Here is a 12,334-nt window from a genome sequence, read left to right as displayed (position 1 = left end):
CCCAAGGGGGTGGGGGTGCGTGGAGTGGTCCGAGGAGCTTGCCGGCGGGCTGCTGCAGGCTGCCCCGGACGCGATCCTGGTGGTCGCGGGGGACGGCCGGATCGTGCTGGTCAACGACCGGGCCGAGCAGCTGTTCGGCGCCGATCGGGACGAGCTGCTCGGCACGAGCGTCAATGCCCTGGTCACCGAGGATGCCCGGAACATGCCGGAGGAACGCCGGCGCCGCATCGAAGAGGGCCGGCCCGGGCCGCTCGGGGCGGTGCTCACGACGATCCGGCGGGACGGGAACGAGATCCCGGTCGAGTCGTCGGTCGCGCTCGTGGACACACCGCAGGGGCGGCTCGCCGTCTGCGTGATCCGTGACCTCAGCGAACGCGAATGGGCCGAGCAGGAGAAGGCACGGCTCCGGGCCGAGGCGCACCAGCACCGCAGCCAGCGGCTGGAGAGCCTCGGTCAGCTGGCCGGCGGGATCGCGCACGACTTCAACAACATGCTCGGCGTGATCGTCAACTATGCGAACTTCGTCATCGAGGAGGCCGAGTCACCGACGCCCGACCTCAAGGCGGTCGCGGCGGACGCCAAGCAGATCGTCCGCGCCGGTCAGCGGGGGACCGATCTCACCCATCAACTGCTCTCCTTCGCCCGGCGGGAGGTCGTGCGGCCGCAGGTGGTCGATCTCAATGCCGTGATCTATTCGGTGGAGGAGATGCTGCGGCAGTCGCTGGGCGAGTACATCAACCTGCTCATCCGGGCGGAGCCCGAACTGCCGGCCGTCGTGTGCGATCCGGCGCAGATCGAGCAGATGCTGGTGAACCTGGTGTCGAACGCCCGGGACGCGATGCCGGGCGGCGGTGATCTGGTGATCGACACCGGGCGGCACGGGGACCAGGTGCGCCTTCGGGTCAGCGACTCGGGGACCGGGATGTCCTCCGACGTGCTGGATCGTGCCTTCGAGCCGTTTTTCACCACGAAGGGCAGCGGTGGTACGGGTTTGGGCCTGGCCACGGTGTACGGGATCGTGACGCAGGCCGGCGGGGAAGTGTCGCTCACCTCCACGGTGGGGGTGGGCACGACCGTCAACGTGCTGCTGCCCGTCGCCTCGTCCACCAACACCTCCGATGTCGCATCCGCCTCCGATATGTCGCCCGCCGGGGGGCATGGGGAGACGTTGCTGGTCGTCGAGGACGAGGCGGCGCTGCGGGAGGTGGCCGGGCGGATCCTCTCCCGGGCCGGCTATCACGTGCTCTCGGCCGAGTGCGGCGTCACCGCGCTGGAGCTGGCCGCCCGGACCGAGGGCGCGATCGACCTTCTGGTGACCGACGTCGTGATGCCCGGGATGCTGGGCAAGGAGCTGGCCGAGCGGCTCACCGGCATGCGGCCGGACACCCGGGTGCTCTACATGTCCGGGTACGCCCAGCCGGTGCTGCACTCGCAGGGCACGCTCGACCCGGGGGTGGCGCTGCTGGAGAAGCCCTTCACGGCCGGGGACCTGCTCGCCGCCGTACGCCGGCGATTGGACGACTGACCCTTTTTCTGGCGTGCCCGTTCTTGATCGGTCCCTGCCTGTTCTTGATCCGGAAGGGGCATATATTTCATTGATGCGCCGGATCGGGATCATGGGTGGCACCTTCGATCCGATCCACCACGGGCACCTGGTGGCGGCCAGCGAGGTGCAGGCCCGCTTCGAGCTCGACGAGGTCGTCTTCGTGCCGACCGGTCAGCCGTACGAGAAGGGCCGGGTCTCCCCGGCCGAGGACCGCTACCTGATGACCGTCATCGCGACGGCCTCGAACCCGCGTTTCCACGTCAGCCGGGCGGACATCGACCGGGACGGGCCGACCTACACCGTCGACACGCTGCGGGACATGCGCGCGATCTTCGGGGTCGGCGCCGAGCTGTACTTCATCACCGGCGCGGACGCCCTGGCCCGCATCCTGAGCTGGCGGGATGCCCTCGAGATGCTGACCATGGCGCATTTCGTGGGCGTCACCCGGCCCGGCTTCGACCTCACCGACGACCACCTGCCGGCCGACACGGTGACCCTGGTCGAGGTGCCGGCCATGGCGATCTCCTCGTCCGCCTGCCGCGACCGGGTGGCCGCCGGCCAACCGGTCTGGTACCTGGTGCCCGATGGTGTCGTTCAGTACATCAACAAGCGCGGGCTCTATCGGGGCTCGGGAAATGTCACACCGGTGTGAGACGCTTGTAGCTCCAGGACACCGAACGAGGGGACGCTCTTGCCCGTCAGCGAACGCGCGCTTGAATTGGCGATGACGGCCGCGCAGGCCGCCGCCGACAAGAAGGCGCAGGACATCGTCGTCATCGACGTCGCCGAGCAGCTCTACATCACCGACGCCTTCGTGATCGCCTCCGCCTCCAACGAGCGGCAGGTCATCGCCATCGTCGACGCCATCGAGGAAGCCCTGGTCAACCTGCCGGAAAAGGCGAAACCCGTGCGCCGTGAGGGCGAGCGGCAGGGTCGCTGGGTGCTTCTCGACTACGTCGACATCGTCGTCCACATCCAGCACGCCGAGGAGCGCGAGTTCTACGCCCTCGACAAGCTGTGGAAAGACTGTCCGACGATTCCGTTCGTCGACCGGGACATGGTCGACGCGGACGCGTCGTGAGCCGATTCTCTAGGCTTGTCCCGTGAGCCGGTTGATCGTGTGGCGTCATGGGAACACCGACTGGAACGCCACTCATCGCGTCCAGGGGCAGACCGACGTGCCGCTGAACGCGGTCGGCCGCCAGCAGGCCGTCGACGCGGCCGAGCTACTGGTCAAGATGCGGCCCGACGTGATCGTCTCCAGCGATCTGCACCGCGCGGCCGACACGGCGGCGGCGCTGGCCGCGCTCACCGGGCTGAAGATCGGCTACGACAAGCGGCTGCGCGAGCGGTACTTCGGCAGCTGGCAGGGTCTGACCATGGCCGAGGTGGCCGACCTGCACCCCGACCAGTACGACCGGTGGCAGCACGGCCAGGAGGTCGGCGGCGAGGTCGAGACCCTGGCCGACCTGGGCCGGCGCGTCTCCGAGGCGCTGCACGCGGCGGCCGAGCTCTCGCCGCCCGGCGGCACGGTCGTGGTGAGCACGCACGGCGCGGCGGCCCGGCAGGGCATCGGGCACCTGCTCGGCTGGCCGCTCGAGCAGTTGCGCACGCTGCGGGCCCTGCAGAACTGTCATTGGGTCGAGCTGACCCACGACCGGGAGCGTGGGTGGCAGGTGGCGGCGTACAACGTGGGGCCGTTCGCCGACCGGCCGGTCCCCCCGCCGGTCTGAGGATCCGATCGCCGGTCTTTGGAACCGGCCCCCGGTCCGCCCGCCGATCTTCGGAACCGCCCTGCCATCGGGTAGCGTCCAAGGATCATGCTGACTCGTCGATTCGCCGTCGCGCTGACGCTTCTGACCTGCCTGGCCGGGTGCGCCGGCAACAATGCCTCGCCGTCCGCCGATTCCGGCTCGTCAGCGACGGCAGCGACGTCAGCCGGCCCGTCAGCGACGTCGGCCGCGTCGCCGAAACCCTCGGACAGCGCCGCCACCGAGTCGCTGACCGGCACGGTCGAGGCCGGTGTCGAGCCCAATTGCCGGCTGATCAAGGACGACGCCGGCTCCCACGTGCTGTTTTTCGAAGACCCGTCGCTGAAGACGGAGGCGCCCGTGGGCAAGAAGGTGACGGTCACCGGTCACTCCGAGCCCGGCATGATGACCACCTGCCAGCAGGGCACGCCGTTCATCGTCGCGGCAGTCAGCCCCGCTTGATCGCGCCTTGCCACCGTCCAGGGCCAAGTATCGGTTAACGTGCCTCGCATGCCCGTCGCGGTTGTCACCGACTCCACCGCGTACCTGCCGGCCGAACTGGCCGGCTCGTATGACCTGACCGTCGTCCCCCTGACCGTGGTGATCAACGGCACCGAGGGCGTGGAGGGCGAACAGGTCGGGCCGGCCGAGGTGGCCCGCGCGCTGAGCGCCCGCCGATTCGCGGTCAGCACGTCTCGCCCCGCGCCGTCCCAGTTCGCCGACGCCTACGGCAAGCTACTGGCGGCCGGCGCGGACGGAATCGTGTCCGTGCACCTGTCGGCCAAGCTGTCCGGCACCTACGAGGCCGCCTGCCTGGCCGCGGCCGACCTGGGCGACCGCGTCCAGGTCGTCGACAGCAAGACCACCGGCATGGGCCTGGGCTTCGCCGCGCTGGCCGCCGCGAGCGCGGCAAACAAGGGCAAAGACCTGGCTTCCGTACGCGAGGCAGCAGCCGACAACGCGTCCCGGGTCAACACGTTCTTCTACGTGGACACCTTGGAGTTCCTACGCCGGGGCGGCCGAATAGGCGCCGCCCAGGCCCTGCTGGGCACGGCCTTGGCGGTGAAGCCCATCCTCCACGTGGTCGACGGCGCGATAGTGGTCCGCGACAAGGTCCGCACCGCCGGCCGGGCCTTGGCCAAGCTGGTAGACCTGGCGGTAGAAGCAGCCGGCGACCGTGACGTGGACATCGCGGTCCACCACTTGCAGACCCCCGACCGAGCAACAGCCCTGGCCGACGCGATCGCCGCACGCCTGCCCGACCGTCTCCGAGACTGCTACATCACCGAGATAGGCGCGGTAGTAGCCGCCCACGTAGGCCCAGGTTTGGCCGGCGTCGTCGTCCACCGCCGCTCCTAGACCCCACCCGTCCCGTCCCGACCGCCTCGGGTCGTGCGCGCCCTAAGTGCCGCTATTCACTCGGCCCCCGCCAGTCATATCGCCACAGCACTTCGCCACCGCACCCGAACGACGACACCGGCTCGCCATCCGGGTGGCCCGGGCCGCCGGCGAACTCGGCCGCCCAGTGGCCGCCCCACACCGCAGGTCAGCGCGACGAGTGCCGCACCGACCCACGCCGCGGGTCAGCGCGACGAGTGCCCGCACCGGTTCACGCCGCGGGTCAGTGCGACGAGTTCCCGCACCCCGCCACTGGTCCTAGCCGCCCCGGCCAGCCGACGGCTGCCCAGCGCGTGGGCTCGTAGCCAGGCACCACGGTCAGGTGCGTCAGCACGTCGCTCCACGGGCGGACATCATCGCCGAGCTGCACCTCGTCAGCCTCCGGCAGAAGCGCCGCCTCGTCGCGACCCCAGACCGCCCGCGTGCGCCAGCCCTCCGCCGCCGAGCCCACGAGCCTGAGCTCCGCCATTGCCACGCCGTCCGTCAACCCATCGGTCCCGCTGGTCCCGCCGGGCTCATCGGTCTCGCCGGGCTCATCGGTCCCGCCGGGCTCATCGGTCCCGCCGGGCGCACCGGTCCCGCCGGTGCCGCCGGGCTCACCGGTCTCGCCGGGCTCACCGGACCCGCCAGGCCAGCTCGACCCGCCTGGCTTACCTGGCCCACCGGGCGCAGCGGGTTTGCTCGGTCTGAGCGGCCCGCGGCGTTGGTCGGCGTGCTCGGGCGGTTGGGCGGCCTGGCGGCTGTACTCGTGGACGGCCAGCACCCGCTCGGCCCGCCGCACCGCCTGGTGCAGCGGATGGTCGGGCGCCACCGTGTAGGGCACCGTGCAACCGCGCTCGTCGGACCGATATGCCATCGGCGTGATTGGCCGTGCGGAGGCCGCGTAGATCTCCTCCGCCTGGGCGAAGAGCCCTGGGAGGTGCTCGCTCGCGTCCGCCGTGACCAGCAACGTGCCGCGCTCCGGCGCGAACGCCACCGGCACACCGCCCACCTGTCCCGCCAACCCCTCGAGCCAACGCTCGAGCAGCAAGTGTGACGTCCAGTAGGCGTCCCCGTCGTCGACGAACCGCACCACCACCGGCTCGGTCGCTACCCCCTGCAGCACCGCTCCGGACAGGTTCGCCCGGGCCGCTGCGAATACCTCCTCCGCGCTCACCCCCCAGACGGCCGGCTGATCCGGCCCGACGTAGGTCATCGTCTCCGGCTGATCTACCACCACGTACTCGTACAGGAATGGCAGAACTGGACGCCGCAGCGGCGACCCCGGCGTGCCTCCCCGCAACACCGGGCGCAGCAGCGGCCGCACCTCCGCCCAACCCTGCGGCAGTTCCGGCGCCGTCACCAGGCCGGCGACGAACCGATCCACCTGGCCTCTCCGTCGCCTGCCCCGCATCGCCAGCAGCGGGGCGAGCTCCAGGATCGTCGATGTCTCGTCACCGTCCGCGGTGAAGCGGACCCGGAAACCGCGTGCGTCGTATCGTGCATCGGTGAACCCTGCTCGGCGCAGCCGGCGGATCACCTGACCGCCGAGTCGCGCTCGGGCAATCCTCTCCAGCAGGCCCACCCGATGCCTCATCTCCCCTGAGGCCGCCGACCCTAGCGCACCGGACCGACAGTTTTCTGCCCCCGTACGACCCGGGCCTCAAGATCATCGTCGTAGCCCAGGTCAACCGCGAGCCCGGCGTCCTCGGCCACGGCCAGGGCCGTCTCGACCTGCGCCCCGGTGATCTCGGAGAGCACGATTCCGCGGGGCGCGAGCCACTCGCCGGCCCGGCAGGCCACCGCCCGGAAGACGTCGAGACCGTCGTCGCCGCCGTCCAGCGCGGTGGGTGGCTCGTGATCGCGGGCCTCGGCGGGCAGTAGCGCGATGTGCCGCGTCGCGACATAGGGCACATTGGCCAGCAGCACGTCGATCCGGCCGCGCAGACCCGTGGGCAACGCGTCGAAGAGGTCGCCCTGGTAGACGTTGTCGCCCAGGTTGTCCCGGGCGCAGGCCACCGCCACCGGGTCGACGTCGGCGGCGTGCAGCTCGATCCCGGGCCGTTGCGCGCGCACCGCCAGCCCTAGGGCGCCCGACCCGCAGCACAGGTCGACCACGACCGACCCCGCGGAGGCAGCCGCACTCGCCATCCGGACGAGAAGCTCACTGCGTACGCGAGGAACAAAGACGCCCGGCAGCAGCCGGACCCGGACCCCGCAGAAGTCGGCGTAGCCGACGACCTGCTCGAGCGGTTCGCCCAGCGCGCGTCGCTCGACCATCGCCCGCAGGGCGGTCTCGTCGGTCGCCGCGGCGCGCAGCACCTCGGCCTCATCCTCGGCGAATACGCAGCCCGCAGCGCGCAGCCGCGTGATCGACTCGACCATCGCAGCCGCGGTAATCGCCGTTTCCACACGCAGTCCTTAGCACAAAACAGTGGGCCGTGGCAGTTATCCACAATCCACAGGGCTCCAAATTGGTCGAGCGTGGCGCCCGGCGAATTCCCTACCGTGCCTGGCGTGCGTGAGGACGACGTCGTAGCGGCAAGGCTGCGGTCGGTCCTGGCCGCGACGATCGATGACGTACGCGACCGGGCCGCCACCGCGGCCCCGCGACGCATCCTCTACGGCGGTCCGCTTCCCTCGTCCCGCTACACGACGGCGCTCACCGATCTCGCCGAGGCAGGCGAGCCGCTGGACTGGTCGGACGTCATCTCCACGTGGCCGGACGACGTCGACCTGGATCCGCTGCCGGACGACTTCGACCCGAGTATGGCGCCGGACGACTTCAACCCGGGTATGGCGCCGGACGACTTCGACCCGGGTACGGCGCCGGAGGCGGCTACTCCCGTGATCGACGTGCCGGAAGTGTCCGAATCGGACGCGACCTGTGGCTACCGGCCGGGAACGCCGTGGGCCTCGCCGCCGGCGTCGCTCGCGACGGCAGCGCTGCCCAAGAGCCCGCCCGCCGGGAGCTCGCACGCCGAGCGCCCGCACGCCGAGCGCCCGCACGCCGAGCGCCTGCACGCCGAGCGCCTGCACGCCGAGCGCCCGCACGCCGATATGCCACCCGCCGAGAGCCCACCCGATCCACCGCCCGACCTCGGAGATCTCATGCACGACGCCGAGCCGTTCGGCTCCTCCCGGACGCCGACCGTGCGCCCCGCCGACCCTTCGCGCCGTCCGCTGCCACCGCCCGCGTGGGTCCTGCCGGAGGATCCGGACGATGCCGTGCCCTGGCCGGCTGCGCCCGACCCCGATCTCGACGAGCCAGAACCCGCGTTGAGCAGCGCGGGAGCGTTCGGCGGCGGCGTGCCCGAGGCCGGCCGTCGCCTCGGACTCGGCGCGTTCGACCCCGGTCGGCGCGGCGTCAAGGCGCTGGCCGCGGTGGCCGTCGCCGTGCTCGCGATCGCCGCCTATCTGGCCTGGCACGCCCGGCCGCAGGTGGAGACCGTCGCGCCGCCGTCGTTCGGCGCGACCGGCGCGGTTATGGAGCCGTCCGGCCCCGTGGACGCCAGCGCCGCCGCCACCGAACTGGTGGTCGCGGTGGGCGGCAAGGTCCGCAAGCCAGGCCTAGTACGGCTGCCGCCCGGCGCCCGCGTGGCCGACGCGCTGGACGCGGCCGGCGGCCCCGAGCCCGGCGTCGACGTGGCGATGCTCAACCTGGCCCGCAAGGTGGTCGATGGCGAGCTCATCATGGTCGGCGTCACCCCGTCCCCGGGCGCGGCGATGCCCGCCGGTCCGGCGGCGACCGGTGCTGCCGTACGTCCGGGCGGTCTGGTCAATTTGAACACCGCCACCCTCGCTGACCTGGACACCCTGCCCGGCGTCGGCCCGGTGCTCGCCCAGCGGATCCTCGATGCGCGCACCGCCCAGGGCGGCTTCCGGGCGGTCAGCGACCTGCGCAAGGTCGACGGCATCGGCGACGCCCGCTACGAGCAGCTGAAAGACCTGGTGACGGTATGACGGATCTTCGGCTTGCGGGGTTTGCGGTAGCGGTCTGGCTGTCTTCGCTCGCGGCGCTCTTTCTCTCCGCCCGCTCCGGCCTCCTGCTCGGCGCGGCTGCCCTCGGCGGGGCGGCGCTGGCAGTTGCGGTCCTGCCGCCGCATCCGGCCCGCTGGATCGCGGTGGCGGCCCTGCTCGGCGCGGGCTGTGGCGCCGGCATGACCGGCGCGCGGGTCACGACCCGCGAATCCGGGCCGCTGATCGCGCTGATGCGGGCCGGAGATCCGGTACGGGTGGAAGCCGTGGTCCGCGACGACCCGCGTGCCGTGCACGGGTCGCCGGGCCTGCCTCCGACGTACCTGGTCGCGGTCGATCTGAGCGAGGTCGTCGCCGAGGACGGGCCGCCGCTGCGGTTGTCGGCGCGTGCGCTGGTGCTCGGTAGCGGTCCGGGCTGGCGCGGCCTGCTGCCCGGTCAGCGCCTGACCGCCCGCGGCAAGCTGATCCCGCCGCGCGGCGGTGACCTGCGCGCGGCCGTCCTTTCCAGCAAGGAGCCTCCCCGGCTGATCGGGCAGCCACCGTGGGTGCAACGCGCGGCGGGGGTGCTGCGGTCCGGCTTGCAGCGCGCCTGCGAGCCGCTCCCCGACGATGTCGGCGGGCTGCTGCCCGGTCTTGTCGTGGGCGATACCAGCCGCCTTGATCCGGCCCTGGGCGACGATTTCCGGACGACCGGGATGACGCATCTGATGGCCGTCAGCGGCGCCAACGTCGCCATCCTGCTGGGCGTCGTGCTCTTCGCGATGCAACGGACCCGCGCCGGGCCGGTGACGCGCGCCGCGGTCTGTGCGGTCGTGCTGGTGGGTTTCGTAATCCTGGCCAGGCCGTCGCCGAGCGTGGTGCGTGCGGCCGCCATGGGCGCGATCGGCCTGATCGGCCTCGCCTCCGGGCGGCCCAGGGCCGCGTTGCCTGCCCTGGGTGCCGCGGTCGCGGTCCTCATCCTGTACGACCCGGAACTGGCCGCCGATCCCGGGTTCGCGCTGTCGACGCTGGCCACGGCGGGTCTGCTGCTGCTGGCGCCGCCATGGCGGGACGCGCTGCGGCGACGCGGCTGGCCGGCGGGCGCGGCCGAGGCGCTGGCCGTTCCCGCGGCCGCGCAGGTGGCGTGCGGCCCGGTCATCGCCGGCCTGTCCGGCACGGTCAGTCTCGTGGCCGTCCCGGCCAATCTCGTGGTCGTCCCCGCGATCGCCCCCGCCACCCTGCTCGGGGTCGCCGCGGCCGTGCTCTCGCCGGTGTGGCCCGGCGGGGCCGAGTTTGCGGCCTGGCTGGCGCATTGGCCGGCGAGGTGGCTGGTGCTGGTCGCGACCTACGGCGCCCGGGTGCCGTCCGGGGCGCTGCCCTGGCCGGCCGGGGTGTGGGGCGCGCTGCTGCTCGCGGCGATCACGGTGGCGCTGCTGGTGGCGGCCCTCCGGGCGATCGTGCGGCGGCTGGTGCTGGTGACGGCCCTGGCCGGGATGCTGGGTGCGCTGCCGGTACGGGTGGTCGCCTCCGGCTGGCCACCGGGCAACTGGGTGATCGTCGCGTGCGCGGTCGGCCAGGGCGACGCGATCGTGCTGCCCGCCGGTCCGGCGCGTGCGGTAGTGGTCGATGCCGGACCCGAGCCCGACCCGGTCGACCACTGCCTGCGCCGGCTCGGAGTGCGTCAGATCGTGCTGTTCGTGGTCAGCCACTTCCACGTCGACCACGTCGGCGGGGTGGCCGGGGTGTTCCGCGGGCGTCAGGTGCTGGCCGTCGTCGGCCCCGGCTGGCCCGATCCGCCCGCGGGCCGGGCGTCCGTGGTGGCCGCGGCCGGGCGGCTCCCGCTGCACGTGGTCGGGCCAGGCTGGGCGTACGCGGTCGGCGGCCTGCGGCTGACCGTGATCGGACCGTACGAGCCGCTGCACGGCACCAACTCCGACCCGAACAACAACTCCCTGGTGCTGCGGGCCGAGGTCAAGGGCGAGACGTTGCTGCTGCCCGGCGACGCGGAGACCGAGGAGCAGGACGAACTGCTGCGACACCTCGGGGCGGGCGCGCTGCGGGCCGACGTATTGAAGGTCGCGCACCACGGATCGAGCTACCAGGCGCCGGAGTTCCTCGACGCGATCGATCCGGCCGTGGCGCTGGTGTCGGTCGGCAAGGACAACGTCTACGGCCATCCGAACGCGTCGCTGCTCGCGCGGCTGGCGCGGGGCGGGGCGCGGGTGCTGCGTACGGATGAATCGGGAGATCTTGCCGCGGTCGCCACGGGGCGCGGCCTCGCCGTGGTGGCCCGGGGCTCGCCGCCGGCCAGGTAGTCGGTCGACACGCCCGGATGGTCGATGCGGGGAGGATAGGTGATGGCCGATGACTATGGTGACCAAGTCGTGGCGCGCTGTGGACATTCAGCCTGATCGAGCGACCGTACAGGGTCAGACGCATGGCGGGACGCCGATATGTCGGCTTTCGCATTCGGCGATCGGCAATCTGCGCGTAGGAGTGAGCCTCGCGGAAACGTCGGACCCCCGTGCGACGATGTTGGGCGTGAACACCGCACCTCCCGATCCGCTGCTGCTCATCCTCGGCGACGAGGAGTTGCTTGCCGCCCGCGCGGTCACGGCAGCGGTGGATACGGCGCGCGCCGCCGAGCCCGACGCGGACGTCCGGGAGTACGAGGGCGGCGCGATCTCGGCCGGCGAGGTCGCCGAGATGCTGAGCCCGTCGCTGTTCGGCGGCCGGCGGGTCCTGGTGATCCGCAGCGGGCAGGACGCGCGGAAAGATCTGATCGCCGCCCTGCTGGCGTATGCGAAGAGTCCCGACCCCGAGGTGACGCTGATCGTCACACATCTCGGCGGCGCCAAGGGCAAGGCGCTCGCCGACGGCCTGCGCGCGGCCGGGGCCACCGTGGTGCCCGCGGCGAAGCTCAAGGGCGATCGGGAGCGGATCGCGTTCGTCCGCGACGAGTTCCGCCGCAACGGGGGCCGGTGCGACGAGGCGGCCGCGTCCGCCCTGCTCGCGTCGGTCGGCAACGACCTGCGGGAGATCGCGGCGGCGTGCTCGCAACTGCTCGCCGACACCGACGGCAAGATCACCGAAGGGGTGGTGGCGCGCTACTACAAGGGCCGCGCCGAGGTGAGCGGCTTCACGGTGGCCGACGCCGCGATGATCGGAGATGTGCCCGGCGCGCTCGAGGCGCTGCGCTGGGCGCTGCACGTCGGGGTCGACCCGGTGCCGATCGCCGACGCCATCGCCGACGGCGTGCGCACGGTGGCGAGGGTCGCCGCGGCCGGTCGCGGCAACCCTTACCAACTGGCCAGCACGCTCGGCATGCCGGCCTGGAAGATTCAGCGTGCCCAGGAGCGCAGCCGCGGCTGGACCCCCGAGGGCCTGGTCGACGCGATGCGCGCCGCCGCCGACTGCAATGCCGCGGTCAAAGGTGGTGCCGAGGATCGTGGGTATGCGCTCGAGCAGGCCGTCTTCGCGGTGGTCGCGGCTCGCCGGGGAGGGGCGCGATGAGCCGCCCCCGCCGCGGCGAGGCACGCCCGCCGCTGTATGCCCGGATGCTCCGGCTGCGCCATGTCGCGCCGAGCGGCTTCCTCTGCTTCCTGTTCCTTGAGGGCACGGTGGTGCTGGGCGCGCTGCTCGCGCTGGCCGAGTTGGTGAGCTGGTGGGGCGTTCTCGTGCTGCCGGCGACGGTGGCCCTGAT

The 12,334-nt window shown here is 72.2% G+C and carries 11 protein-coding genes and 1 pseudogene; 10 read left to right on the top strand and 2 right to left on the bottom strand.

The window, feature by feature from the left end:
• Positions 1–19: 19 nt before the first annotated feature.
• The 6 genes from ODJ79_RS43100 to ODJ79_RS43075 all read left to right on the top strand — a co-directional run bounded on the left by ODJ79_RS43100 (position 20) and on the right by ODJ79_RS43075 (position 4,656).
• Positions 20–1,525: an ATP-binding protein gene (locus ODJ79_RS43100; protein WP_263029519.1), complete on the top strand. Its 1,506-nt coding sequence runs from the start codon at positions 20–22 to the stop codon at positions 1,523–1,525.
• A 73-nt stretch (positions 1,526–1,598) separates the two neighbouring features.
• On the top strand, positions 1,599–2,198 hold the full coding sequence (gene nadD / locus ODJ79_RS43095) for a nicotinate-nucleotide adenylyltransferase (protein ID WP_263029518.1): 600 nt from the start codon (positions 1,599–1,601) through the stop codon (positions 2,196–2,198).
• A 39-nt stretch (positions 2,199–2,237) separates the two neighbouring features.
• Positions 2,238–2,627: a ribosome silencing factor gene (gene rsfS / locus ODJ79_RS43090; RefSeq protein ID WP_263029517.1), complete on the top strand. Its 390-nt coding sequence runs from the start codon at positions 2,238–2,240 to the stop codon at positions 2,625–2,627.
• Positions 2,628–2,649: 22 nt separating this feature from the next.
• The gene (locus ODJ79_RS43085; protein WP_263029516.1) at positions 2,650–3,279 is read left to right on the top strand and encodes a histidine phosphatase family protein; all 630 of its coding nucleotides are present in this window, start codon (positions 2,650–2,652) and stop codon (positions 3,277–3,279) included.
• Between the two features lie 87 nt (positions 3,280–3,366).
• Entirely contained in the window at positions 3,367–3,759 is a 393-nt protein-coding gene (locus ODJ79_RS43080) for a hypothetical protein (protein ID WP_263029515.1), read from the top strand.
• Positions 3,760–3,807: 48 nt separating this feature from the next.
• Positions 3,808–4,656: a DegV family protein gene (locus tag ODJ79_RS43075; RefSeq protein WP_263029514.1), complete on the top strand. Its 849-nt coding sequence runs from the start codon at positions 3,808–3,810 to the stop codon at positions 4,654–4,656.
• Between the two features lie 262 nt (positions 4,657–4,918).
• Here the strand turns inward: ODJ79_RS43075 and ODJ79_RS43070 are convergent, their stop codons facing one another.
• The gene (locus ODJ79_RS43070) at positions 4,919–6,271 is read right to left on the bottom strand and encodes a hypothetical protein (protein WP_263029513.1); all 1,353 of its coding nucleotides are present in this window, start codon (positions 6,269–6,271) and stop codon (positions 4,919–4,921) included.
• Positions 6,272–6,291: 20 nt separating this feature from the next.
• Positions 6,292–7,086 (bottom strand): putative protein N(5)-glutamine methyltransferase, encoded by a 795-nt coding sequence (locus ODJ79_RS43065; RefSeq protein ID WP_263029512.1) that lies wholly within the window; start codon positions 7,084–7,086, stop codon positions 6,292–6,294.
• 699 nt (positions 7,087–7,785) lie between these two features.
• On the opposite strand from ODJ79_RS43065, the gene ODJ79_RS43060 reads away from it, so the two are divergent.
• The 4 genes and pseudogenes from ODJ79_RS43060 to ODJ79_RS43045 form a co-directional block, all read left to right on the top strand.
• The gene (locus tag ODJ79_RS43060; protein WP_411267434.1) at positions 7,786–8,637 is read left to right on the top strand and encodes a helix-hairpin-helix domain-containing protein; all 852 of its coding nucleotides are present in this window, start codon (positions 7,786–7,788) and stop codon (positions 8,635–8,637) included.
• Positions 8,634–10,946 carry a ComEC/Rec2 family competence protein gene (locus tag ODJ79_RS43055; protein WP_263029511.1) on the top strand — a complete coding sequence of 771 codons (2,313 nt, stop codon included), beginning with the start codon at positions 8,634–8,636 and terminating at the stop codon, positions 10,944–10,946. The genes ODJ79_RS43060 and ODJ79_RS43055 overlap by 4 nt, the downstream gene beginning before the upstream one ends.
• A 217-nt stretch (positions 10,947–11,163) precedes the next feature.
• A complete protein-coding gene (gene holA, locus ODJ79_RS43050; RefSeq protein WP_263029510.1) occupies positions 11,164–12,144 on the top strand; it encodes a DNA polymerase III subunit delta in 981 nt (326 codons plus the stop codon).
• Positions 12,141–12,334: pseudogene (locus tag ODJ79_RS43045) on the top strand (hypothetical protein); the annotation flags it as partial. The gene holA and the pseudogene ODJ79_RS43045, both read left to right, overlap by 4 nt.

It is taken from the genome of Actinoplanes sp. KI2 (genome assembly GCF_025630775.1).
GTDB lineage: Bacteria > Actinomycetota > Actinomycetes > Mycobacteriales > Micromonosporaceae > Actinoplanes.
Note: the sequence above shows the minus strand (reverse complement) of the source record. Positions and strands in the feature narration are given on the sequence as shown.